The sequence below is a fragment of the Salinispora sp. CH2A1_6 genome (genome assembly GCF_056820975.1).
This window is the reverse complement of sequence record NZ_JBXEDG010000003.1, coordinates 629,150-654,566: the sequence shown is the minus strand read 5'-3', so window position 1 is coordinate 654,566 and position 25,417 is coordinate 629,150. Positions and strand designations below refer to the sequence as shown.

Annotated in this window: 18 protein-coding genes; 4 read left to right on the top strand and 14 right to left on the bottom strand. The window is 70.1% G+C overall.

The genetic code is table 11. From position 1 onward, the window contains the following. Position 1 precedes the first annotated feature (1 nt). Genes AC1UKG_RS07845 through AC1UKG_RS07830 form a run of 4 tightly spaced genes read right to left on the bottom strand, consistent with a single transcriptional unit; the run spans position 2 to position 7,493 of the window. Positions 2–1,624 (bottom strand): nitroreductase family protein, encoded by a 1,623-nt coding sequence (locus AC1UKG_RS07845; RefSeq protein WP_018742401.1) that lies wholly within the window; start codon positions 1,622–1,624, stop codon positions 2–4. Positions 1,625–1,633: 9 nt separating this feature from the next. Then, positions 1,634–3,526, bottom strand: coding sequence for a TOMM precursor leader peptide-binding protein (locus AC1UKG_RS07840; protein ID WP_018742400.1), 1,893 nt, complete (start codon positions 3,524–3,526; stop codon positions 1,634–1,636). Beyond that, complete coding sequence (locus tag AC1UKG_RS07835; protein WP_482642614.1) at positions 3,523–5,703, bottom strand: TOMM precursor leader peptide-binding protein; 2,181 nt, start codon at positions 5,701–5,703, stop codon at positions 3,523–3,525. Before AC1UKG_RS07835 ends, AC1UKG_RS07840 begins: the two co-directional genes overlap by 4 nt. Then, a complete protein-coding gene (locus AC1UKG_RS07830) occupies positions 5,700–7,493 on the bottom strand; it encodes an AfsR/SARP family transcriptional regulator (protein WP_482642615.1) in 1,794 nt (597 codons plus the stop codon). Before AC1UKG_RS07830 ends, AC1UKG_RS07835 begins: the two co-directional genes overlap by 4 nt. 598 nt (positions 7,494–8,091) lie before the next feature. On the opposite strand from AC1UKG_RS07830, the gene AC1UKG_RS07825 reads away from it, so the two are divergent. From AC1UKG_RS07825 to AC1UKG_RS07815, 3 genes are all read left to right on the top strand, one after another. After that, positions 8,092–9,012, top strand: a complete 921-nt coding sequence (locus tag AC1UKG_RS07825; protein WP_018742396.1) for a LuxR C-terminal-related transcriptional regulator — start codon at positions 8,092–8,094, stop codon at positions 9,010–9,012. Positions 9,013–9,195: 183 nt separating this feature from the next. Further along, complete coding sequence (locus tag AC1UKG_RS07820; RefSeq protein WP_018742395.1) at positions 9,196–9,618, top strand: SgcJ/EcaC family oxidoreductase; 423 nt, start codon at positions 9,196–9,198, stop codon at positions 9,616–9,618. Positions 9,619–9,864: 246 nt separating this feature from the next. After that, positions 9,865–11,241, top strand: a complete 1,377-nt coding sequence (locus AC1UKG_RS07815; RefSeq protein ID WP_482642616.1) for an FAD-dependent oxidoreductase — start codon at positions 9,865–9,867, stop codon at positions 11,239–11,241. 152 nt (positions 11,242–11,393) lie between these two features. Here the strand turns inward: AC1UKG_RS07815 and AC1UKG_RS07810 are convergent, their stop codons facing one another. From AC1UKG_RS07810 to AC1UKG_RS07770, 9 genes are all read right to left on the bottom strand, one after another. After that, the gene (locus tag AC1UKG_RS07810) at positions 11,394–12,854 is read right to left on the bottom strand and encodes an amino acid adenylation domain-containing protein (RefSeq protein ID WP_018742393.1); all 1,461 of its coding nucleotides are present in this window, start codon (positions 12,852–12,854) and stop codon (positions 11,394–11,396) included. Positions 12,855–12,931: 77 nt separating this feature from the next. Continuing rightward, a complete protein-coding gene (locus tag AC1UKG_RS07805) occupies positions 12,932–14,434 on the bottom strand; it encodes a 4-hydroxyphenylacetate 3-hydroxylase N-terminal domain-containing protein (protein ID WP_018742392.1) in 1,503 nt (500 codons plus the stop codon). A 284-nt stretch (positions 14,435–14,718) separates the two neighbouring features. After that, positions 14,719–15,600, bottom strand: a complete 882-nt coding sequence (locus AC1UKG_RS07800; RefSeq protein ID WP_026271113.1) for a phytanoyl-CoA dioxygenase family protein — start codon at positions 15,598–15,600, stop codon at positions 14,719–14,721. A 5-nt stretch (positions 15,601–15,605) separates the two neighbouring features. After that, positions 15,606–15,860 (bottom strand): phosphopantetheine-binding protein, encoded by a 255-nt coding sequence (locus AC1UKG_RS07795; RefSeq protein WP_018742389.1) that lies wholly within the window; start codon positions 15,858–15,860, stop codon positions 15,606–15,608. A 21-nt stretch (positions 15,861–15,881) separates the two neighbouring features. Next, a complete protein-coding gene (locus AC1UKG_RS07790) occupies positions 15,882–17,063 on the bottom strand; it encodes an acyl-CoA dehydrogenase family protein (RefSeq protein ID WP_018742388.1) in 1,182 nt (393 codons plus the stop codon). A gap of 99 nt (positions 17,064–17,162) precedes the next feature. Further along, the gene (locus AC1UKG_RS07785; protein ID WP_018813318.1) at positions 17,163–18,398 is read right to left on the bottom strand and encodes an acyl-CoA dehydrogenase family protein; all 1,236 of its coding nucleotides are present in this window, start codon (positions 18,396–18,398) and stop codon (positions 17,163–17,165) included. Positions 18,399–18,409: 11 nt separating this feature from the next. Then, positions 18,410–19,744: a condensation domain-containing protein gene (locus tag AC1UKG_RS07780; protein ID WP_018742386.1), complete on the bottom strand. Its 1,335-nt coding sequence runs from the start codon at positions 19,742–19,744 to the stop codon at positions 18,410–18,412. A 13-nt stretch (positions 19,745–19,757) separates the two neighbouring features. Beyond that, a complete protein-coding gene (gene cmdF / locus AC1UKG_RS07775) occupies positions 19,758–21,371 on the bottom strand; it encodes a tyrosine 2,3-aminomutase (RefSeq protein WP_475889123.1) in 1,614 nt (537 codons plus the stop codon). A gap of 272 nt (positions 21,372–21,643) precedes the next feature. Next, the gene (locus tag AC1UKG_RS07770; protein WP_475889122.1) at positions 21,644–22,966 is read right to left on the bottom strand and encodes a cytochrome P450; all 1,323 of its coding nucleotides are present in this window, start codon (positions 22,964–22,966) and stop codon (positions 21,644–21,646) included. A gap of 269 nt (positions 22,967–23,235) precedes the next feature. Here AC1UKG_RS07770 and AC1UKG_RS07765 point away from each other — a divergent pair, with 269 nt between their 5' ends. Beyond that, on the top strand, positions 23,236–24,507 hold the full coding sequence (locus AC1UKG_RS07765) for an FAD-binding protein (protein WP_475889121.1): 1,272 nt from the start codon (positions 23,236–23,238) through the stop codon (positions 24,505–24,507). A gap of 56 nt (positions 24,508–24,563) precedes the next feature. Here AC1UKG_RS07765 and AC1UKG_RS07760 read toward each other — a convergent pair whose 3' ends face one another. Beyond that, the gene (locus AC1UKG_RS07760; RefSeq protein ID WP_018742382.1) at positions 24,564–25,322 is read right to left on the bottom strand and encodes a DUF2306 domain-containing protein; all 759 of its coding nucleotides are present in this window, start codon (positions 25,320–25,322) and stop codon (positions 24,564–24,566) included. Positions 25,323–25,417: the final 95 nt, after the last annotated feature.

Genomic DNA, 25,417 nt, shown 5'->3' with positions numbered 1-25,417 from the left:
CTCACCGCAGCTCGTATCGGTAGTTGCCGAGCTGCCCGCGCTCCTCGCCGGCGAGCATGATGAGCAGCGGGAACTCGTCGCTGCCGGTGAGTCCCAGCTCCTTGACGTAGGAGACGCCGTCGAAGCCCAGCGCGACTCCCGCGCCCAGCCGCAGCGCGGCGGCGACGGTGTAGAAGGTCTGGGCCATCGCGCCGATGGTGGCGTTGGCGAGGTTGTAGCCCCGGTCGCCGGTGGCGTCGAGCACCGCGTGCGTGCGGACCGTCGCGACGAGGACGACCGCTGCCTGCTCCAGGTTGTAGTTGGCCAGGGTGTAGTTGCGTTGCAGGAACGCCCCGGGTGGGCCACTGGTGATGGCGACGAGGCTGTGCTCCTGCGGGTCGTACGCGTACCCTCCGGCGGGCACGGCGGCCACGGCGTTGACGAAGGCGTAGATCCGCGCCAGCGGACGATCGGCGGGACCGTCGATCTCGGCTGGCACGGTGCTGGCGGCGGTGGCCTTCAGCAGCGCGGCGAGGTGCTCCGCCGCCATGGGGCGGTTCCGTAGAAACCGGCCGAAGCTACTGCGGCGGGCGGTGAGGGCGGCCGCCACGGGCAGCGTCAGCGGCGCGGCGGTGGGGAGTGGCCGGCGGCTTCCGCCCGGCGGCACCGGGTGGGCGGCGGCGGACGCCAACGCCCCGATGGCGGGTCGGTCGACCGACGCGGCGGTGCTGCGGCTGACCCGCCGTAGGGTGTCGAAGTGGAGTAGCGTCCGGGACCGCTCCTGGTCGTGGTGCCGTACCCGGACCGTCGGCGACTCCCCGCGACCGGTGGGGGCGAGGGGCGTGGATGCGGGGGGCGTGGATGCGGCGGGCGTGGGTGCGGCCCAGGTCAGGGGTACGGCGGCGAAGAGCGCCTCATCCTCGGGGGTGAGCCCGAGCAGGTCGGCGACGGCCGCCTGGTCGAACCAGAGCACGGGCCGGATCTGCCGGCCGTGAGCGCCGGCCCAGAGCCGCCACGACTGCAGCAGAGCACCCAGGTCCATCGATACCACGTGGTACGAGAAGTTGTTGTACTTGAAGGCGTTCTGCCAGTACTTCACCCCGACGATCAGAAACTGGCTGGCGGGGCGGGGTGGGGCTACCGCCGCATTCACCCGGGCGCTGACGTCACCACCGAGCAGCCGCTGCATCGCGTGCCGGGTGTGCGCGTAGTAGTAGACACCGGGGGTGACTCCGGCTCCGGGCCCGGCGACCCAGTAGACGCTGCACGGGTAGAGACCTCCGCCGGAGGCGGCGCCGCGGTGCCAGTTGGCGTACGCGTACGACGGCAGCACTCCCAGGTCGGAGTTGGCCTGGATGCCCAGCCGCCGTCCGAGCAGCCCGTACGAGTGGTGGAGCAGACCGGCCAGCAGCGGCAGCGTGAACGGCTCGTCGGCGTCGCCGGGGCCCCGCAGCGCGGTGTCCAGGTCGGCGTCGGCGCTCGCCGGGGCGGGCAGCCCGAAGGCGGTCGCCTGCGGGTAGTACTTGCCGCGGCGGGGTGCGTCGGCCCAGTTCGGCGCGAAGTCGGCCGGAGGCATCGGTTCACGGCTGCGATGCAGGATCGCGGTCGCGTACGCGTGGGCGAGGCCGGGGTTCTCGGTGGTCATGGCGGCACCTCACGGAAACGGGTGGGGAACGGAGTGGATTTCGTCGTCGCGCAGGTCGCGGTCGAGGAGCCCGGCGGTGCGGAACGCGGTCCGCAGCCGCCGCGCGTGCGGTGCGCGCTGGCGCAGCCAGCCGAAGTCGATCGGCAGGAGTCCCGGGACCAACACACTCACCGTCGTCAGCCCCAGCTCGCGCTGCTCGGGGGTGGTCTGATCCACGGCGATCACATCAAAACCCTGCGCGGTCACCTGCTTCAGACAGCCTTCGAGGTCGTCGCGGAGATCGGGGGTGACCGGTGGGGCGGGACGGTCCCGCTCGTACAGCTGGGTCATCGGGACCGGTGCGGTGCCGTGATCGAGCAGGAAGGCGGCGTGTCGCGCCATCTCCGGCAGGCCGTAGAGCAGCGGGTGGTCGTGCAGGCCCTGCACCCGGGAGAAGTCGGTCGTCATCCGACGCAGGCGGGTCTCGTCGGCGCGGGCGCGAACTCGCACCATCACCGAGTCGGTGGCGATTTCGCAGAGCGCCGCGGTGATCGCGGCCTGCGGGTCGAGGCTCGCCCCGCCACCGAAGGCGAGGGTACCGAGACCGCCGTCCTCGCGGACGGCCACCGCGGTCACCACCGGGATGTCGAAGGTTATCCGGGTGTCGAAGAATCGGGCCCGATAGCCGTACATCGCCAGCCGGTCAACCATCATCCGGGCCCGTGGTCGGTCGATGCTGGCCGGGTCGAGCTCCGGTAGGGCACGGCCGCCGTACCAGGCCAGCAGGAAGGCGTCGCGCTCGATCGCCTCCATCAGGCCGTGGTAGATCGCCTCCACCATGGATCCGCCGGAGGCGCAGCCGTTCGAGGTCTCCTGGACGAAACGCTCCTCGACACTCGCCGCGTGGTAGTAGGCGAGCACCTCCGGCACCAGCAGCGTGCGCTGGTCCCGCAGGGACCAGCCCCAGACCCACGTGATCGGCCGATCCACGTCGAACCGGTGCAGGTACGGATTGGCCTGGTAGACGGCGTCGGGGTAGAGCCCGCACTCGCGTGGGTCCAGGGCGTCGTCGCCCAGCTCGCGTAGCGTCGCCGTGACCGCGGTGCGCTTGCCCCGCGGGCGCAGGCCGGCGGCGCGCTCCATTCCTTCCAACACCGCGATCCGGGCGCTGCGTCGGTAGCCGTCGGCGTGCCCACCGTAGAGCGTCTCCCGGAGGAAGCGGCCACAACGCAGGGTGAACGAGCCGACCGCCGGGGAGGTGGAGAGCGAGGTGACGTCCTGCCACAGGCCGCCGCCGAGCGCCCCGCACACCGGGTTGGCGAACGCCGCGACGTTCAGCGGGTAGTCATCCAGGTCCCGGCCACGAAACGGGTCCGCCGCCGACTTCGGGGTGGCGGGCAGCTCGATCGCCGCCAGCTCCCGGGCATCGGCGACCATGGTGCCGCAGCCCGGGCACTCGGGATCGGGCAGCAGTGGCACCTGCTGCACCCGCAGGGTCGACAGGTCAACCTGAAACACCGTGCTCGGCGTCCCCGCCCCGGTGCTGGCCGGTCCGGTCCCGGGGGTACGGCCCGCCACGATCAGCGCATGCAGGAAATCCGCGACGAGCGGGGTCGCGTACGGCCAGGGACCCACTGCGGCCGTGTCACCGCCCAGCTCCACCGCGTCGCGCAGGTCACGGTGGCGCACCGCCTGCCAGCGCCGCGCGAGGCAGGTCGAACAGGCCGCTGCCGGCGGCACCGGTGCGATCAACGCCAGCTGCCCGTAGAGCAGCACCCGCGGTCCGCGCTCCGGGCGGACGGTCGCGCGGAGCTCGTCCCGCACCCCCAGCGCGACCACGTCCGCGGCGCAGCCCCGCTCGGCGAGCAGCCGGGTCAACCCGGCACAGACCAGGTCATCGGTCGCGGCCGCACCGTCGCTCACCGGTCGCCTCCGGCGGCCAGCAGCACCCGGACCGCCACCAGCCGACCCGCGGCCAGGTCCGCACCCCCGACGGGGGCCACCAGCACGTCGTAGCCGAGGTCCGGTAGTCGCTGGAGCACATCGGCCCAGCGGTAGCCGGCTCCGGCGGCGTCCACCTCCCCGTGCACCGGCACCGTGCCGGCGTCGAAGTCCACCAGCACCGGGTCGCCGGTGTCCGGTACGACCTCGGGGTCCTGCGCCCGCAGTTGGGCCTGACCGAGCAGGTCGCGTAGCGCCGCCGCGGCCGCCGTCGTCCAGTCCGGATCGGCGGTGAGCGCGTACGTCCACTGGCCGCGGCCGGGGTCGAAGGAGCGGGCCAGCAGCACCGCCACTGCGGTGTCGCGCTGTCCACCGAGGTCGAGCAGTTCCACGGTGATGCCCAGGTTCGCCGTTGACCTGGTGAGGAAGTGCAGCTCGGGGGTGATGCCGATAGTGGCTGTCCGCACCTTGTGGACGGCTTCCTGCCCGACGACGACCTGTCGTAGCCGCTGCCCGGCGAGCGCCGAGGCGAGGCCCGCCCGGACGGCCTCGGTGAGGTCCTCGCCCGCTCCCCCGCCGGCGTTGGTCGGTTCGACACCGTGCCGACGGTTGGCCGCCCCAAACGGCTCCAGTACGGACCTCGGCACTGCCACCGCCTCGCGGGTGAACAGTGACCGGGCGGTGGCCCAGGCGTCCGGCTCGGCGGTATCCCAGCCCGAGGCGAGGCCGAGCCGGGTGGCATCGACCCGTGGGAGGTCGTGGGAGGCGGGGACGACGGTCGCGATCCTGCTGGTGTTGACGACGGCCGCGATCCGCAGTGCCCGTAGCCGGGCGGCCGCGACGTGGTGGACATCAAACGCGGTCACCGTACGACGCTGGCCGCCGCCGTCGGTGAGCTCGACCGCGCCGATCTTGACCGGGGTCTGGTCCCAACGCTCGTCGTCATAGCGGCGGAACACCCCCAGGTGCGGCTGGAGTAACGGCTGGTGGGCCTCGAGCCGGGCGAGCGATTCCTCCGCCTCGGCGCCCGGGTCTGCTCCGGGGCCGGTCTCGACAGGTGCGTCGTCCAGGTCACCGGTGACCCAGGCCGATTCCGGCGGGGCCGGCCGGCAGAAGGCGCACCGGGGGTGCGGGAGCAGTTGCTCGGTCAGCACATCGAGTGCAGCGAGGTGCTGCACGATCACGCTCCCGTCGGTTTCGGCGGGTAGCGCGCCGGTGGTCAGCCGGAACACCTCGTACGCCAGTAGGTTGCCGATCATCGCGGCGAGGGGGCCGTCCGGCTCGGCGGCGGCTGGCGCGGCACCGGACGGCAACGCCGCCGCCTGCCACACCCGCCCGGCACCACCGGTCTCGTCGTTGTCGGCGAGTCGCAGCATGACGCAGCACCAGCATCCGGTCCGGCCGACACCCTGGACCGGGCCGACCAGCATCCGCCCGCCGGCGACCCAGGCGGGCAGCAGGAGCTGGCCGGGGGGAATTCCGGCCGCGAGTAGCCGCAGGGTGTCGCGGGGCGCGTCGGCCCCGGCGGCCACGACCACGATCTCCGCCGCGGCCAGCGCGGACCAGCCGACCTCGGCGTCCGCACCGAGTAGCGGCACCGCGGTCGCGGCACAGCCCGCGGCGTGCAGCTCAGCCAACTCCGGGGTGAGTCGCGGTAGGACCGCCGGCGAACCGCTCACCGTGGCGGCGCCGTTGCGCAGGAGCCCGGTGGCGCAGGCGGTGGCGACCGGGCCGCTGCCCAGTACCGCGACCGAGGTGTTCCGAAAGGTGGCGAAGCGTTGCGGTGCGCGGTCGGTGTAATGGTCGAGATAGGCGACCTGGCTCGAGAAGTGCGCGGCTACCGCCGGGCCCAGGATCGTCGCCGGGTCGACCTCCGTCTCGGGGACGTCCCGGGCGAAGCCGCGCGCGTAGAGCGCCTTCACCAGCTCACCGATCACGGCTCGCTGCCCGGCGGGCAGCCGGGCACAGATGTCCGCGACCTGATGACGCCCGTTCAGATGCGGGACGAGCAACGATGCCAGCCGGTACGCGGTCGCGGAGGAGAACCGGAAGCCGCTGGTGGCGTTGTGGAACACCACCCCGTCCTCGGCCCGGGTGAACAGCACGTCGTGGCGCACTCGCGGCCGGGTCTGCGCCACCGTGTCGTATGCCGTACTCATCGCGGGGATCCCTTCGCTCGGTGCGGCTGTCCCGGTGGACCGGGGTGGGGGGCGTGCCGTTCGGCCACCAGCTGGGCGTGTCGCCGCAGCAGGGGGCGTATCCAGTAGTGCTCCGCGGTCTCCTCGACCAGGCTGTGGTCCACCAGCCCGTCGAGCAGGTCGCGAGCCGTGTCCGGGTCAACGTCGAGCAGCTCGGCGGCGGCTGCGGCGGTGCGGTCGGTAGGCGTCGCGGTGGCCAGCCGGACGAAGGCCGCCGCCAGTGTTTCGCCGGCTCGGGCCAGGGCCTCGTCGAAGCGGTGGCCAAGTGACATGTCCGGCTCGCCGGGCAGACTCAGCCGATTCAGCGGGTCGGCACGCAGCCACTCCACCGCCGCCGCGAGTCCGGTCCGGGTGCGCAGCAGAATGCGGGTGGCGGCGATGCGCAGTGCGAGTGGCAGGTGGTCGCAGAGCGCCGCGATCTCGGCGGCACTCTGCGGGTCGGCATCGACCTGCTCGGGTCCCAGCACGGACCGGAGCAACTGGAGCGAGTCAGCGGGGTCGAGCGGTTCCACCCGGCGCAGCCAGCCGCCAAGTCGGGTAACGGGACCAGAGAGGCTTTGTCGGCTGGTCAGCAGCAGCGCGTCGCCGGGTGCCAGCAGGGTCGGCATTCCTCGCAGGTGGCTGCCGTTGACCACGTCGTCGGCGATCAGCAGTCGTCTGCCCACCTGGGCACCGTGACCTTGGTCGACCGGGGTGTGGAGCTGCCCTTGGGCGTTGTGCAGTGATGCGGCGGGCACCCGAAGTTGGCCGCCGGGGAAGTGAGGGGCTACGAGCTGCCCAACGTACTGCGCCAGCGCGGTCTTTCCGACGCCGGGTGGGCCGGTGAGCACCACGATCGGGCAGTCCGCGCGGAGGCGGTGGGCGATGGTCTCCCCGAGCGTGTCCCGTCCGATGAGGCTGGACGCGACCGGGCGCCGGGGCGCCGCGACGGCGGTGGATCGGCCCACCGGCGCGACCGGAGTGGACGTTTCGCCGCGCAGAATGGTCAGCTCCAGCGCACGCAGGGTGGGGCCAGGAACGATGCCGAGTTCGTGGCGAAGGTGTTCCCGGATCCGGCGCAGTTCGGCCAGGGCGTCCGCCTGCCGACCGGTGCGGTAGAGCACCGAGGCGAGTTGTGCGGAGAAGCGCTCGTTCGCGGGGTACGCGCGGTTGGCGGTCCAGAGGTCCACCAGCGCGGAACGGTCCTGACCGAGGCTGATCTTCAGGTCACACACCCGCTCGATCGCTTGGACCCGCTCCTCACTGATCCGCGGTACGACGTCCCGATGCAGCGTCTCGGAGGGCACGTTGGCCAGCATTGGGTCACTCCAGAGCGCGAGCGCCTCCTCCAGTCTCGCCAGTTCGGTCTCGGGCTCCGTGGCGTCGCGGGCGTGGCCGATCAGTTCGCGGAAGCGCATCAGGTCGACGGTGGCGGCGCTAGCGGTGATCCGGTAGCCGCCCGGCACCGTCTTGATCACGCTGCCGGTGATGCCGTGGCGGTGGAAGAGTTGCCGCAGCCGCAGCGTGCAGGTCTGCAACGCGGCCTTGGCCGAGGCGGGCTGTGCGTCGCCCCACACCGCCTGCTGCAGCGTGCTCACCGAGATCACCTCGTCGGGGTGCAACAACAGCGCGGCGAGCAGCGAGGTCACCTTCGACGGTGGCAGTACCAGCGTGTCCCCGCCGCTGGCGAGGGTCAACGGGCCGAGCACCCGGAACACCGCCGGTCGGGCTGGCCGGTCATCGACGGGTGGGCGCATTGCAACAGGCGCCATCGCACTCTCCCGTCCACACCAACGCCCGGTACTCGTTGACCCCGGTAGCGGCACGATGTGCTGCGTAGGATCGCCTCCTGCTGCCCGATGTGGTCTGAGACCGACCGGCACGTGCGGCGGTACTGCACAATCTGGAGCAAATAAGAAAATGCGGTTGGATAGCGCGATACAGTGGCCTCACTGCCCGTTTACTTAATCGGATTCGCGATTGTTTCACCACTGATTTCACGAATGTGTCGACCATCCACATCTGCCCGGTACGCATCGGGCACCTCCCCTCAGCTGCCAGCTGTCTCCTGGCAACGCCCGGGCAGCCAGGACCGATGGACCGGCCCGGACGACAGCGATGCTCCGGCATGGGGAAGCGAGGACGACACCGAGCCGGGCACCCGGAGCGACCCGGGGCACCGGATGCCGACCGACCTGGGCACGGGTCGCACCGCGAAGGTCGCCCGATACCAACCAAAGGCGGGCCTCAATATCTGAGCCTTGCGAAGGGGGCAGATTTCACTAATGTGAACACCTGGTAGGACTGGTGGAGGCAACCTTGCTCGACAGGCTAGGCATATCGGCGGGAATCGAAGCCGTCTACTGGGCGATGGTGGAGCATCCGACCTGGAACGTCGATGAACTCGCTACGAGCTTGGACGTTCCGGAGGCGGTCATCCGCGATGCCTTCTCCGCCCTGGCCGACCAGGCCATCATCCCACCGCCGCCCCACCAGGAAGGCACTCTGCGCTCGGTGAGCCTACGGCTCGGCCTGCTCGCCCTGCTGCACCAGGCCGAGCAGCAGACGATCACCCAGCAGGCGAAGCTCCTGGCGGCCCGGGCCTCGGTGCTCGCCCACACTGCCAGTCACGACACCCACCGCGGGCGGGAGGAGATCGTGCGGCTGGAGGGGGCCGACACCGTGTGGGAACGCCTGACCGAGCACGCCTGCACCGCGTCCGAGAGCATCATGACGCTGACCACCGGCCGGGCGATGCCCCCGGGAAGCATCGAGACCGCCAAGACGCTGACCCGGATCGCCCTCTCCCGAGGGGTGACGATCCGCCACATATACCAGGAAAGCACACTGGACGACGCCGGGTCCCGAGCATACGCCGAGCTGATGGCGGAGCAGGGCGAGGAGAGTCGGGTGATGTCCGAAGCGCCGATCCGGATGACCCTGGTCGACCGACAGTTCGCCCTCATCCCGATCGGGCCACAACCCCGCCGGGGCGCGTTGGAGATCCGCGGTAGCTCCCTGGTCTCCACGCTGTGCCTCCTCTTCGACCTGCTCTGGGAGAAGAGCAGAGAGTTCCCGAGGTCCGCCACGGCCGACGGGGACGGCCTCACGGACCAAACCGTCGCCATTCTCCGGCTACTCCGGCAAGGGCTCACCGACGAGGCGATTGGCCGCCAACTCCAACTCTCCGAGCGGACCGTCCGTCGCACCGTCCATGACCTGATGCGACGCCTCGAGGTGAAGAGTCGGTTCCAGGCCGGCGTGGAAGTGGCACTGCGCCGCTGGATTTAACCCATCGGCGGGCCACCTTCGTCGGCGGATCCGGCACCGGTGAACCGGGGCGCAATGCTGGCGCCGCCATTCGAGGTCCTCGCCCGCGACTTACCACGCTGCGCACGTGTGGAGAGGCCAGGCCGGCCGGGATTCGACACCATGAGGACATCAGCTGCCGGCATCGCCGAAAAGAGTGTGACGATGACTCCGACCAATTCCACCAGTAGTTTCGACTCCGCTGACCAGGCCGCCGTCGCCGCCGTTCCGGCACGTATGATCACCGCCTGGCGCGAACACGACGCGGACGCCTTCGCCGGGTTGTTCGCCAAGGACGGGACGCTTATCCTGCCCGGCGTGTTCGTACAGGGCCGCGACGCCATCAGGCAGTTCATGACCAACGCCTACGCCGGCCCCTACCGCGGGACAACGGTTACGGGGTCGCCGGTCGCGATCCGGCCGCTCGGCCCCGGCGCGGTGGCGGTGCTGACCGAGGGCGGCGTGATCGCGGCGGGCGCCGAGGAACTCGCGCCGGAGAACGCGATCCGGGCGTCCTGGATCCTGGTCAAGGAGCACGACGACTGGGTGCTCGCGGTCTACCAGAACTGCCCGCGCGACCGTTCCTGACCCTCCGCGGGCGCACCTTCTCATCCGGGAGTCCGCAGCTCGGCCGCCGCCCGAGAGACGGCGGCCGGTGACTTCTGTCCAGTTGCGGCACGGGGGCAGTGTTCGCCGCCACCAGCCGGATCGTCGCCCGCTTCGAACCCACATAAAGGCATACGGAGAGATGTGAGCTCACCGGCCTGACTGCGACGCTCATCGCCAGGAGACCGCGGCCACAGCCGAGCCGCGCAAAGAGAGGTGGACCGACCGATGGGGAAGAAGCCACGCCGGGCGCTGGTGCTCGGCGGCAGTTATGCGGGCCTGTTCGCCGCGCGGGTCCTGACCGAGCAGTACGACGAAGTCCTGATTGTTGACCGCGACAAGCTGGTCGGTACGCACGGATCACGCCGCGGCCGCCCGCAGGACAAGCACATCAACGCCATGCACGTCCGCGGCCTGCAGGTGACCGAGGAGTTGTTCCCGGGCTTCATCGACGAGATGAAAGCCGATGGTTGCCCAAGCGGCGACTATGCCGGGTCGTGCCGCTGGTACTTCAACGGCCAGCCGCTGGTCCGTGAGGACATCGGCTACCCCGCGGTGCCCGCCACGGCCCCGCTGATGGAACGCCACCTGCGGGAGCGAGTAGAGCAGCTACCCCGCGTACGGTTCGTCGAGCGTCACGACATCGCCGGACTGGAAGCCTCGCCGGACCGATCGAGAATCATCGGCGCCCGACTCCGAGACCTGGACAACGACCAGGACGTGCTGATCGAGGCGGACGTCGTCATCGACGCCACCGGGCGCGGCTCACGGACCCCCGCGATGCTGGCGCGATTCGGCTACGAGCGGGTTCCCGAGGAACGCATCAAGATCAACCTCGGTTACGTGACCCAGCACTACGAGTTGGACGATGATCCGTGGCACGGCGACCTGGCCATCATCCCGGTGGCCTTCCCCGCGTCCCCACGCGGTGCGATCTTCACCAAGACCGACCACGGCAAGGTGGAGCTCACCACGTACGGCCTGCTCGGCGATCACCCGCCGACCGACCAGGAGGGCTTCTACGAGTGGATCCGGTCGCTGGCCATCCCGGACATCGCCGACGCGCTGAAGTCGGCCCGCCCGATCGATGAGCCCGTCCCCTTCCACTACCCGATCACTCTGCGCCGGCGCTACGAGCGAATGACCCGGCTGCCCGCCGGCCTGCTCGTCACCGGCGACGCGGTCACGAGCTTCAACCCGGTGTACGCCCAGGGCATGACGGTGGCGGCGGTGGCCGCGCTGACCCTGCGCCAGCATCTGAGCCCGAACGACGAGCCCGACCCGGCGGCGTACTTCCGGGACCTGGCCCGCGACTGTATCGACGCCCCGTGGGAGATGACCACGACGGTTGACCTGATCTTCCCGGACGTACCCGGTCACCGTTCCCTCAAGATGCGCCTGACGCAGCGCTACCTGCGGCTCGTGCAGCTGGCGGCGACCCGCGACCCGAAGGTCACCACTGCCTACCTACGGGCCGCGGGCATGGTCGACAACCCGCAGGCGCTGATGCGGCCCGCGACGCTGTGGCGCGTGCTCCGCGGGGCCCTCGCCCGGACCTCCTCCGCCGGCCGGTCACGCCAACCGACCCTCACTCCATCGACCTGAGCCTCGCCGAGCCCGCCCGGGCCGTCGCGCCCCGCGCCCGACGGCCCGGGCTGACTCCGCTCACGCCAGGATGACCCGCGAAGGTGCCCCGCCGTCAGGGACAGGCCCTGATCGACGGGGCATCGGTCGTCGCGGCGACAGGAGGGACGCGATCAGCCGGCCTGCAGCCGCCGGCCGTCGACCTTGCCGGTCGCGGTACGCGGCAGCGCCTCGGCGACAACCCGGAACCGCAGCGGCAGCAGCACGTCGCCGAAGCGCCGCCGTACGAGCGCCCGCCACTGCTTCTGCGGCGGGTCGTCCTCACGCGACACCACATAGGCCACGAGCGAGGTGACGATTCCGTCCTCGGCGGGGACGGACAGCACGGCGCACTCACGCACCGACGGGTGCGCACAGAGCACGGCCTCGACTTCCGTCAGCTCGATCCGGTGGCCCTGGACCTTCACCTGCTGGTCGTTGCGACCGCGGAACTCCAGCAGCCCATCCGGGCGCCGCCGGCCCCGATCGCCGGTGCGGTACCACGGACCGGGGCCACGCCCGGCGATCGGACGGAATGCGGGGTGATCGCGCCCGCCCGACAGATAGCCCGGTGTGACATACGGACTGCGGACCACGATCTCCCCCTCGTCTGCCTCGGCGTCCGCGTCGTTGAGCAGCAGCACCTCACGCCCGGGGATGGCACGGCCGATCGGCACCGCCCCGGACCCGCCCCGCGGGATGGGATGCCAGGTCGCCGCGACCGTCTCGGTGGGACCGTAGAGGTTGTACAGCTCGATCTCCGGGGAGGCGCCGTGCAGCGTTGCCACCAGGTCAGGTGCAACCGCCTCACCCATCAACACCAGCCGGCGCAACGGCGGCGGCAGCGTACCGCCCGCACGAGCCAGCTCACGGGCGAAGCTCGGCACGGTCTGGAGCACGTTGACGCGCTCTTCAGCGAGCCAGTCGAGCATCCGCCGGGGGTGCGCGCGGACCTTCTCCGGCACGGGACACAGCACAGCCCCGGAGACCAGCGCGGCGAAGGTCTCGCAGATCGCTGGATCGTGCTCCGGGTGCACCCACTGGGCGACCCGGACGCCGGGGGCGAGCCCGAAGGCGGCGGCGAACCATCGGCTGAACTGGGCCAGCGCCGCGTGTGTCTGCGGTACCCCCTTGGGCCGGCCGGTGGACCCGGACGTGTGCGCGAGGTAGGCCCAATCGTTCGGCCGTACGCCCGGCTCGGGTACGGGCACCTCGGGCAGGTTCGTCACGTCCACCGGCGTAGCACCCGTGTGCGTGGCGTACCAGCTGACGAGGTCGTCCAGGACGCCGGCGGTGAGCACGGCAGCCGGGCGTACGTCGTCCAGGATCATTCGGCCGCGCTCGCCGGCCGCTCCGGTGCCGAACCAGACAAGGTGCGCACCGGCCCGCAGCACGCCGAGGAGCGCCGCATAGCGGTCCGGCCCCGGTGGCACCCGTACGGCCACCGGGCGACCGGCGAGACCGGCAAGCGCACCGGCGACCCGGCCCGCACGGGAGCGCAGGTCCCGTACGGCAAAATCCTCGGATTCCCACCGGAGCGCGATCTCCTCGGGGGCGCGTTCCCGGATAAGACGCTCTACCATCTGCACAGTCATGGCCTGAGTCTGCTTTCATTCCGGGCGCCAGTCTCCCGCCCGCGTGCTCGCCCGGAAGGAGAGCACGCGGCGAGGCCTCAGCGTTCCGGTGCCCACAGGTCGGGTGCCGTCCAGCCGTCCAGGTCGTACTCGGCAAGGCACTGCTCGGCGAAGCTCTTGTAGCCCTCGAGCAGACCGTTCGCCGTCTGCGCGTGCAGCAGTTCCACCCGAGTGTTCTCGTGGTTACCGGCGTAGTTACGTTCGTAGAGCTCGTGCCGGCCGCCGAACTCGGTGCCGGTCGCGTCCCAGAGCAGCTTCATCACCTTGACTCGCTGCTCGGCGTCAGAGCCGTCCGACCCACGCAGGTACCGGTCCAGGTACGGCCGAATCTCCGGGTTGTGGAAATCCTCGGCGCTGGAGTTCACGTAGATGAGCCCACTGGCCACGTCCTGCTGGATGATCTCCTTGACCCGCGGGTAGCCAACCTGCATGAACCAGCGGTACGCCATACCGTACTGCGGATTCGGCAGCAGCGCGCCGTTCTTCCACTGCACCGGGTTACGGGCGGCGGCGTCAGAGAGGCCCCAGAACAGGTTGCGCCACGCGAGCACCTCACCGAGCCGGCTCTGCACCCCGCGAAAGTCCTTGGTCCCGGTCAGCTCCAACGCCTTGGCCAGCAGCCCGGCGAGGAACTCCAGTTTGACCGCGAGTCGGGTGCAACCGTGGAAGGTGAATCGCTCGGCGAAACCCGACTGGCCGGCGAACATCTGCACCTTGCCGAGGTTTCCGTAGACAAACACGTTCTCCCAGGGAATCAGCACGCTGTCCAGCACCAGGATGGTGTCGTTCTCGTCCAGTCGGGAGGACAGTGGATAGTCGTACGGCGTGCCGACCGCGGCCGCGGTAGCGCTGTACGACGGGCGGCAGATCAGCTTCACTCCGGCTGCACCCATCGGCACGGTGGCGATCAGCGCGAACTCCTTCTTGCGGATCGGCAGGCCGAAGTGCGCGATGAAGTTGTAGTGGCTGAGCGCCGACCCGGTGGCGACCACCTTGGCCCCGCTGACGACCAGGCCGGAGTCCGTCTCCCGTTCCACCCGGATATAGACATCGGCCACCTCGTCCGGCGGCCGGTTGCGATCCACCGGCGGGTGCACGATGGCGTGGTTCCAGAAGAGCACCTTCTCCTGCGACTCGCGGTACCAGCGCTCAGCGTTGTCGCTGTACGGCGCGTAGAAGCCGGCGTTGGCCCCGAGCGTCCCGAGGAACGACGCCTTGTAGTCGGGGCTGCGACCCATCCAGCCATAGCTCATCCGCGCCCAGGCCGCGATCGCCCGCTGGTCGGCGACCATCTCCTCGATCGTGTGCGGGGTGCGGTAGAACGGGTGTGTGAAGCCGCCGGAGCCGGTGTCCGTGGGTGCGGTCAGCACCGCACGGTTGGCCGGGTCGTGCAGCGCTTCGTAGAGTCGAGCGGTCATCCGCACCGGGTTGCGGAAAGCCGGGTGGGTGGTGACGTCCTTGACCCGTTCCCCGTGCAGATAGACCGCCCGGTCGTCACGCAGGCTCTCGACGTACTCCTCGCCGGTCAGCGGGCGGGTCACCGCTGCGCTCCGGAGCTGCTGGGGTCCGACTCGACCAAGATCACATTGACGCTCATGCCCTCACCTTCACACCGGCTCGACGACCGGGCATCTCCTGCGATGCTCAGCGCCGGCCACACTCAGTCGCTCATTCCGTTCTCCGGATGTGCTCACTCGTGCGGTTCGACCGCGACCGCGACGCCGTCGAACGCCGCAGACCACGCAGCCGGTGCGCCTGCTGTCGCGGAGCGCACCGGCTGCTACCGGGCCGGCCCGGGTCGGGTGGAAACCCCGGGCGAGGACGCCTAACTCAACGGGTTCGCGCCTCGTGGCCGTACGGAGAGTTCCTGCTGAGTCCGCTCCAGCAGCAGGTGTGGGTCCTGCGTCTCGACCTGTCCGAGGCCGGGCGGACAGCGGTCCCAGCCGAGCAGCCGCTGCACCTCTTCCGGCAACTGCTGCACGGTCTCCCGCGGCACAGCGAGGTACTGATTCTCCTCCTGCCGCAGGTTGCCCAGGTCCAGCGCGACGGAGAGGCTGTGCCGCGACTCGGCCGTGGTGTTGGCCCCACCACCGTGGTAGACACCGCCCGGCCAGAGCAGCGCGGAGCCGGCAGGCATGACGGCCGGAACCGTCTCGGCGTAGGTCGGCGCCCGCTCGTCGTCCCAGTGGTGGCTGCCGGGAATGACCAGGGTCGCACCGTTGGCGGCGGTGAAGTCGGTCAGGGCCAGCATCAGCTGCAGCCGGCAGGGTGGACCCGGGTGCCGCCACAGATGCATCGCGTCGTCGCGGTGTAACGGCTGCCGGCCCTGGCCCGGATCGATCCGGATCGCCTGGGTGAAGCTGACCTGGATGCTCGGCGTCACGTCCATCCGGACCTTGCCGATCCACATGTGCGTGGGCCGCTGCAGCAGACGTCGGGCGGCACCGAGGAACTGCGGCTGAAGAACCACGCTGGTCATGGGCTGCGGTGACCGATGAAAGAGGCTGGACAGCCGCTTGGTCTTCTGCCCGTCGTAGCCACTCTCGCTGTAGCCGGCTGCCTCCAGGCCGGCGCCGAGGTCGGCCCGGAGCCCGGCAAGCGTCTCAGCGTCAACGAAGTCCTCGACGATCACCGCTCCGTCGCGTTCCAGGGCCTCAACGACGGCGTCGAGCGGGGCCGCCTGGTTGACGTGGGTCAGTTCGGCCACCCCGCTCACCCCCCGACGCGCACCTGGATGTCCCGGGTAAGGGTCTCCAGGTCCGGATCCTCGAACAGATCGCCGATGTCAAGCGTGACGCCCAGTTGTTCCTCGACCGCTGCGACGATCTGCACGGCGGCGATCGACTGCCCATCCAACTCGAAGAACGTGGCGCCGGGCCGGTTGGAGCCCGGCCCGAGCACGTCGGTCCAGATCGCGGCGACCCGCTGGGCGACGTCCACGGTAGCCGGCTGCTGCTGAGTGGTCATGTCGCTGCTCCTCGCACGGTTTCAGAGGTACTGGGTGTTGGGGGCGAGCCCGCAGGCCATTCGCCCGTAGAGTTCGTAGTTCGTGTTCGGGTGCATGATGGCGTGCAGGTTCAGCGCTCTGATGTCCCGCTCGATCCGTTGGATCGGCACGTCGAGCTGCAGCGACGATCCGCCGCTGGCGCCCGCGAGCACATCCACGGCCTCCTTCGCCCGCAGACATGCCGCACCGAGATCGAGGCGGGCCCGACCCCGCTCCTCCAGCGACCACGCCTGCCCCGTCGCAGCCTTCTCGTCGATCAGGTCGGCCATTCGACCAATGTGGAATGCGGCCTCGTCCACCCGCACCGTCGCATCGGCCACCTGCAGGTGCGTCACCGGCGCCGCGTCCTGCTCCGCGTAGTCCGTGTAGGTGATCTTCCGCCCGGGCAGGCGCGCCAGGAAGGCGTCCCGAGCCCCCTGCGCCAGCCCGGAAGCCACCGCCCCCACCGTCGTGCACGCAATCGGCATGAACGGCGCACGCCACATCGGCGCCGACGGGTCCTGCTGCAACGGGTGCGCTCCGCCGATCACCGGTCCCATCGGCAACAGCCGCTCTTCCGGCACGAACACCTCTTCGGCGACCGTGGAGACGCTCCCCGAGCCCCGCATCCCCGCCGTGTGCCAGTCATCGACGATGTGCAGTTCGCTCATCGGGATCAGCACCATCACCGGCTCAAACTGACCATCCGGAGCCGGCCGCACGGCGGCGTTCACATTCCACGAGCTCTGCAGGCAGCCCGTGTTGAACGACCACTTGCCGTTCACCCGGTAGCCGCCCTCGGTCGGCACCGCCATCGCCGTCGGACTGAGAATGCCGCTGATCCGCACATCCGGGTCCGCGAAAACCTCCTCCCGCACCGGATCTGGGAACAGGCCGACCATCCAACTGCTGATCATCCACACCGACGCGGTCCACGCCGTGGAACCGTCACCACGAGCCAGCTCGGCCAGCACGTCAGCAACGGTCCGCGCGTCCGACTCGAGACCGCCGAAACGACGCGGTACCCGCATCCGCAACAGGCCAGAACCGCTCAGCGATTCGAGAATCTCAGCGCTGAGTCGCCGCTGCTCCTCCGACGACTGCGCGTTCTCCCTCAGCACCGGGCCGAGGTCTGCTGCGCGTTTCACCAATTCGTTTCGCGACAGCACTGTGCCGGCATCCATTAAATCTCCTCGAGCTCTAGAGCCTTCGATCTCCACTTTCGCAGCCGTGGCCTTCGCAACGCATCTCCCGAGCTGCCCCATCACCCCGCCAGCGCGGGATCAACGACTTCCGCTCCGCAGCTTCAGCTGGGCGTATCCCCGGTTGGCCACGGTCGTGAGCAGTACGGCGGAACTGACGTGCGTACGCCCGGTGGAAAGGTCGCGCCAGACCCGCTCAAAGCGTGTCCCCTCCCGTACGGCCGGGCTGCCGGCGGTCGGCTGCAGAATCTCGTCAACGGCCCGCCAGGCCAGGTCGGTGGCCTCCCGGCAGGTGACGGCGATCCGCAGGTCCTCCTCGGCGGTGAACGCGCCGACCGGCTGCTCGGACAACTCGTGCCAGCGCCGCGAGGCTGCCAGCACGAGCGTCTCGGCGGCGTCGATCATGCCGCACGCCCGCCCGTACCAGAGCTGGTAGTCAGGGTCCTCCGCCCGGGGCGGGAAGGGCGGGAAGACCGTGGTGCGGGAGAACATCAACTCCGTGTACGCGTCGAGCGCGCCCTGGCACATGCCGACCGCGATGTGCGCACCCTCCAACGCCATCGAACTTGCCGGCGCTCCCCCGTACTGCGGGTGCTCGTGCAGTTCGCGACCCGGGGTGCCCTCGGTCACCGAGATCTCCTCAAAGTTGACCTCGATGCCGAAGTGCTCGGGGATACGCCCACCGGAGATGCGGATGCTGTGCGAGCCGCTGCCCTTGAGCCCCAGTTGCCCACCCCAGTCGTCGAGCATCTCCCACTGGTCGCGGGGCGCGATGAACAGCAACTGCCGGGGCGGGTCCGCGTCCTCCCCCACAATCATGGTGTTGCCGATCAGGTGGGTCGCGTACGGCGCGCCGGAGCAGTACCGCCAGACGCCGTCCAGGACCCAGCCGCCGTCGTCAGTGCGCCGGGCTGTTCCGTGCGGGGCGTTGACCAGCGGCGCGATGAGATCGCCGCCGCTGAAGATCTCGGCTTGGGCTTTCTCCCCGAACATGCTGCCGGCGAAGAGCGAGTGCGCCGCACCCAGGCAGTACATCCAGCCGGTGGACGGGCAGGCCCGGCAGAGGATCATCGCGATCTGTAGGAATGTGTCGAAGCCGAACTCGTAGCCGCCGTAGCGCCTGGGCACCGTAATGCGGTAGAAGCCCGCGTCCCGGAACGCCCGGTGGGTGTCCTCGGCATAGTAGGTCCGCTGCTCGGTCTCGTGCTGACGCGCCACCAGGGCGGGTGCCATGGCCCTGGCCCGCTCGATCAGCACAGCCGGGGTAACCTCCGGCTCGGGTGGCCCGGACTCGTCGTGCGCGGTGTGCTCGGTCATGACCCGGCGCCTCAGATCGCCCGGTCCGGGTCGGCCACCAGCTCACCGATCAGGCTCAGGAACTCGGCCGCCTGCCCCTCCACCTCGGCTCGCTCGAACAGGTGCCGACTGAAGCTGAGCCCGCCGACCACTTCGGTGGCGCCGAGGTGCATCGACCAGATCATCCCGTCGGGGGTCTCGGAGCCCAGCGGCTGCGGAAGGACCCGCCGCCAGATCGCCGTGTACTCGAGGTCGCCGATCTGGTGCCCCTGCATCAGGTACGGCGGCTGGACGGCCTGGAACAGGGTCGGCACCGCGTCGGGGCCGACCGAGGACATCAGCTCGGGCGCCTCGGCGAGCACGTGCAGCAACGGCAGCTCGTGCGAGAAGGCGCCGATGCAGGCCGTCCTGGTGCGGGCGACGACCTCGCGGAAGTTCCGGCAGCCGTCCAGGTCCACCCGCAACGGGACGAAGTTGAAGAACGATCCGACCGTGGACTGGAACTGGTGCCGACGGCCCGGCGCGAAGGTGGGCACCACGATGTCGGTCGCCCCGGTGCGGCGGTGCAGGAAGACAGTGAACGCGGCGAACAACACCATGAACGTCGAGCTTCGCGTCGCCTTCGCGAGCCGGGGAACCTCCGTGCTCAGCTTCGCGTCGGTGGTGAAGCGGTGGTAGCTCGTCCCGGGGTCCTGCCCGGTACGACGCACCGGCGCGGTCAGGATCCGGGCACCACGCAGCGCCTCGCGCCAGTACTCCAGTGCGGCGGCCACCGCTGGCCCCTCGGCCTCCTGCTGCTGCGCGGCGACGTAGTCCCGGTACTGGGTCACTTCAGGCAGCTGCGGCTCGTCACCGGCCGCGCGAGCGGTGTAGCACTCGGCCAGATCCCGCAGAATCACCTGGATCGACCAGACGTCGGCGGCGCTGTGGTGGGCGCACAGCACCAGGACGGAGTCCTGTTCGTCGAAGCGGCCGAGCACGGCCCGCAGCAACGGAACCTGGTCAACCGGGAACGGCCGGGTCTCCGCCTCGATCATGAGCTGCTCGGCGAGCCGCTCCCGGTCCGCGTCCGGCGACCCGTCCAGGTCGACCACCCGCAGCTCGGGTTCCACGGCAGGGAGCACGAGCTGCGAGCCGCTGTCCTCCAGCCGCACCACGGTCCGCAGCGCCTCGTGCCGCTCGACCACATCGGCCAACGCCCGGCGGATGGCCGGCACGTCAATGCGCCCGCGCACCCGCCACCCGAAGACCTCCGTGTAGTGCGGGCCGAACGGCCCGGCCTCGAAGCCCTGGGCAAAGATACGGAGAAACTGCTGCTGCAGGGAGAGCTCCGCCGTCGCCTGCTGAGTTTCCGAGGTCGTGGTCATGCGTGATCTCTCCTCACTGAAGGCTGATGCCGGCGTTGCGTAGGGCGTCCAGCAGGGTGCCGCGCTCGAGTTCGGCGGCGACCAGCTCGAGGTCGTCGGCCATGTAGCGGTCGTCCTCGAGGGTCGGCACGAGCGACCGGATGGTGTCGTACGTGACCCGGCCGGCCGGGCTCAGCCGGTCGAGTCGCCCGGAGACGTCCACCGCCTGCGCACCGGCGAGGAACTCGAGCGCCAGGATGATGTGGTTGTTGCGCAGCACCCGGCGCGCGTTGCGGGTGGCGATCAGACCCATGCTGACCACGTCCTGGTTGTCGCCGTTGGACGGCACGCTGTGGATGCTGGCCGGGCCGATCGTCCGGTTCTCCGCGATCAGCGCGGTCGCCGGGTACTGCACGCCGGCGAAGCCGCTGTGCAGCCCGGGCTCACCTTTGATCAGGAACTCCGGCAGACCGTAGTTCAGGTGCTTGCTCAGCAGGCGGTTGCTGCGTCGTTCGGACAGCACGCCGAGCTGGGTGAGCGCGATCATCAGGAAGTCCATCACGAACGCGACCGGTTGGCCGTGGAAGTTCGCGCCGTGGAAGACCTCCCGGTCGGTGAAGAACAACGGGTTGTCGTTGGCCGAGTTGAGCTCGATCTCAAGCTTGAGCCTGGTGTGCTCGAGGGTGTCCCGGACCGCCCCGATCACCTGCGGAACGCAGCGCAGCGAGTACGCCTTCTGCAGGAAGACGTCGGAGCGGAACACCGCGCCGTTGCCGTTGCCGTTCTCCTTGCTGGCGGCGACCTGCCGGCGGAGATCCGCATGCTCGACGGTCAACCTGCTGCCGTTCATCAGCGCACGCATGTTGGCGGCGCTGGTGATCTGCCCGGCGTGCGGACGGGCCTCGTGGCCCTCTGGCTGAAACGGACTCAGCGAGCCCTGCAGCACCTCGATGACCAGCGCGGCGGCGATCTCCGCGTGCTGGGCCTGCGCCATGGCCTGCTCGGCCACCAGGGAGCCGACCCCGGTCATCGCCGACGTGCCGTTGATCAGCGCCAGGCCCTCCTTGAACCGTAGCTGCAGCGGCTCAATGCCCAGCGAACGCAGCACCGGACCGGTCGGTACCCGCACCCCGTCGCGCAGCAGGTAGCCCTCGCCGATCAAGGAGCTCGCCACGTGAGCGAGCGGGGCGAGGTCGCCACTGGCGCCCAGCGATCCGATCTCCGGAACGGCCGGGGTGAGGCCCTCGTTGAGGTAGAGCGCGATTCGCTCGAGGACGGCGGGCCGAACGGCAGAGTGCCCTTTGGCGAAGGCGTTGAGCCGTGCCGTGAGCATGGCCCGCGCCTCGGTCTCACTCAACAGCGGGCCGACGCCGGCACTGTGGCTGCGCACCAGGTTGGTCTGCAGCTCGGTCTCCTTGGCCCGGTCCACGAGCATGTAGATCATCTCGCCGTAGCCGGTGGTTACCCCGTAGATCGGGATGTTCTGCCGCACGGTCTCCTCGAACTGCTCCCGGCTCACTGCCGCGCGCTGCAACACCCGGGCACTCAGCATGACCGGGGCGTGTTCCTCGGCGACGCGGCACAGGTCTGGAAGGCCGAGCGTCTCGCCGTTGAGGTCGACGGCGACATCGGTTCCGACCGTCGTCATGTACGCCCCCTAAAAATTTTGTGAATGGATTCCTGAAGCCCTGCTATGTGATGCATTCCCGATTCTCATCAGCCCCCCGGGGCCACGCATCTTCGTGATTGCCGCCACCCGCGACCACTCCGAGCCACGACGGCGCGAGGCATCCCGTCCGGCCCCACCTGGCAACCGTTCTGGCGGCGCCGCGCCGCTGCGCCGACAACAGCTGTCGCGAGAACCACCGGTCCGCGAACACCAATGTCCACGGCATAAAAAGACGTGAAATCATGGGTCGGTCAGGGTTGTGCGCACAATCCCTGGACCGGCAGCTCTCGGCGGCCATTCATGACGAATGTCCCCTGTCCGACCAGTTCCTTTGGCTCCACCGCGAGGCGCACCCCGGGGAAGCGCGTGAACAGGGCCTCCACCGCGATGCGCACCTCCATGCGAGTCAGCGCCGGGCCGACGCACCGGTGCACGCCGTGACCGAACGCCAGGTGCCGTTTGTCCGCGCGCCGGGCGTCGAACTCCCCCGCGGTGGCGCCGTGTAGCTCCGGGTCGCGGCCCGTCGCGGCGTATCCGACCAACACCGGGTCGCCCCGGGAGATGGTCGTACCGGCGATCGTGACGTCCTCCGTGGCGAATCGGAACGGCAGGTGCGCGACCGGCGCATCGGTGCGCAGCGTCTCCTCCACCACGTCGCCCCAGCTGACCTCGCCGCTCATCACCTGGGCGCGCTGGCCGGGCCGGGTGAGCAGCGCCAGCACGGTGTTGGTGATGAGATTTCGTGCCGGCTCGGCGCCGGTGTTGAGCATCAGCTGCGCCAGACCGACCAGCTCAGCATCGGATCCGGCGCCCGCGCCGGCCACCGGGCACCCGCTCGGCTGGGCCGCGATCAGATCGCTGATCAGGTCCTCCCCCGGCGCCCGGCGCTTCGCCGCGACCAATGTCTCGATCTTGCTCCGCAGCAGGGCGAACTCCTCGGCTGCCCGCTGCGGGGTCGACTCGATGTAGCCTGCGCGGTCCAGAATGCCGTCCGGGTCACCGTCGGGCACCCCGAGCAGTTCCCCGATCACGCGGGCCGCCACCGGGTGCGCGTACCGCTCCTTGAGGTCGATCGGTTCGCCCGGCCGCTCAGCCGCCTGCGCAGCCAGTTCGTCCAGCGCCCGGGCCACGGCCCGCTCGACGCGCGGCTGCAACGCGGCGATCCGCTGTGGGCTGAACGCGCCAGCAACGAGCCGGCGCTGGCGGGCGTGCGACTCACCATCCGCGGTGGACATGTTGTCCATCCGGGCCCAGGCGATGAGCGGGAAGTCCGGGCCCAGGTCGCCGTTGACATACGCCGGCCAGTGCTGCCGGGCGTTCTTGGCGAAGCGCGCGTCCGCCAACACCTGCCGGGCGGCGTGGTAGCCGGTCACCGACCATGCCTCGACTCCGCCCGGCAGTAGCACCCGGGTGATCGGCCCGCTGGCCCGCAGCCGGGCGCCCTCGCCGTGAATGTCGGCACCGGCCGGATCGATGACGAACAGCGACTCGTCGTCCACGTCTGCCTCCAGTAGGGCGGATCGATGCAGGTCATCCCAGGGTGTACGGCGGCCCGGTACTACGGCGTCTTCCACGCTGCGCAATCCGTTGCCGCGGTGCGGGTGCGGATCTCGCCGGCATCGCTGCGGTCCCACCAGCTGGGGCAGGTGCGCACTCCACGAGATTCACGCCGTACGAGCGCGTGTGACAGTGAACGGTGGCCACGTTCAATGACCTGTCAGGAGGTTCTCCCATGCCCGTGGCAGATGGACCGAAGTCGGTCGTCGCGATGGCTGGTGAGCCAGGGTACGAGGCTGCGACAGAGGTGTTCAATCTGCGCGAAAAGCCGAGACCGGTGGCAGCCGTGACCGCACACACCGTTGAGGAGGTCCAGGCCGCAATCCGATTCGCCCGCGCCGAGCGGCTGGCGGTCCGGATGCACAGCACCGGGCATGGCGCCGGCGCCGCCCGTGCCATGGATGCGGCGGTACTCATCCGGACCCGGCTCAGCGGTGGGGTCCGGGTGGACCCACAGCGTCGGCTGGTGCGGGTGCCGGCCGGCACCCGGTGGGCCGAGGTGGCCGACGCCGCCGCCGCGTACGGGCTGGCCGCACCGCACGGCACGTCCGGGGACGTGGGCGTGGTGGGCTACTCGCTGCGCGGCGGGATCAGCGTTTACGGCCGGAAGGTGGGCCTCGCGCTCAACAGCGTGCGGGCGGTGGAGCTGGTCACCGCGGACAACGAGATACGCCGGGTGGACCCGGCCGAGGATCCTGAACTCTTCTGGGCGGTACGCGGCGGTGGCGGCGGGTTCGGTGTGGTGACCGCGGTCGAGATCGCTCTGTTCCCCGCCCGCCGGGTGTACACCGGCGCCACCTACTGGCCGGGTGTCCGGACCGCCGAGGTGCTGGACCGCTGGCGCGGGTGGACGGCCGATGCCCCGCCGGAGGCAACCACCTCGCTGCAGGTCCTCAACCTGCCGGACCTGCCGATGGTGCCGGAGCCGCTGCGGGCCACGACGGTGATCGGGGTCGCCGGCACGGTCCTGGGCACGGAACTGGATCCACGGCTGGCCTGCCAGCAGGCGGAGCAGCTGCTGGGTCCGCTCCGGACGGCCGAGGGGCCGGTGCTGGACACGTGGCAGCTGTGCTCACCCGACGAGGTGGCGCGCGTGCAGCTGAGCCCGGACGAACCGGCGCCGATAATGGGTGACCACCTCCTCCTCAGCGAGCTGAGCGACCGCGCCGCGGCTGCTTTCCTGGACTCGACCGGGCCCGACTCGGGATCCCCACTGGTCAGCGCCGAGTTGCGACACCTTGGTGGCGCACTCGCCGTCCCGGCGGAGACCGGTGGCGCGTTCCGACACCTGGACGCGGCCTACGCCTACCTGGGTACGGCCGTTTCCTTCGGCCCGGATGATGCCGCCACCATCGAGCGACACTGCACTGTGGTGCGCTCCGCACTCGCGCCGTTTGACACCGGACGCACCACTCCCACGCTGGTCGAGAGCCTCGACCAGCCACAGGGACATCTGGATCCGGGCGTGATCGATGCGGTGGACCGGGTACGGCTGCGGGTCGATCCGGACGGGTTGTTCCGGGACGACATCACTCCCGGCTCGTCCCGGCTGCGCTGACCCGCGCGTGCCGGCGGGACCGCCACGAGCGGTCCCGCCGGCGCGTCCGGTGTGGATCAGCGCAGCGGCGAGGGGTATGTGACGACCTGGCCTCCGCCCTTGCTCGACCGCTTGGCCCGGCTCTCGATCCACAGGTGCGCGATCAGCAGGTTCACCACCCAGCCGAGCCAGTTGGCGACCTCGATCAGCACCTCGACGCTCACCTGTAGGCTCGGGAACGCGGTGAGGATCACCACGATGATGCGCCCCCAGCTGGTGCCGAGCGCCAGTGCGAAGCTGTAGATCATCCAGCGCTGGTGTTCGGCGTACCGGTGCTGGCGGGCCATTCGCCACCCGATGACGGTGGTGACGATCCACAGCACACCCATGGCACCCAGGCCGATGCTGCCGGCCGGGCCCGGTCGCAGCGGAATCAGCGCGAACACTCCCAGCGCGGCCGAGGGCAACGCGCCGGCCAGGATGTAGACCCGTCCACTGGCCCGGTGCACCTGCGGGTAGTGGCGGCGCAACCACGGCCACAGCTGCAGCAGCACCGTCACCATCGCCACGTTCCCGGTGACCACGTGCGCCACCAGCAACCCGAAGTGCGCCGGCGCCGACGGGTCAAGCACGCTGCGTGACTGACTCGGGTCGAGGCTCAGATACCGCGGCATCGCGTAGACAACGTTAAATACGACGAGGCCGAGAGTGAGTACCAGCCAAAGGTACCGCTGGCGCCACCACGCCCCCGGCCGCTCGGGGGCGGTGGCCGGGGGCGGTGGCGGCACGGGTGGTTCGGTGAAGTTGACGGGTATTTTCTCCGCGTTCTGGGGCATGGCGGTCCCTCGGGGTCGTGGGTGCATTGATCCACAGTGCGATTCGACTCTCGCACTCCCCGCCCGGGGCGCTCATCTCCCAAAGTGCGCCTTCA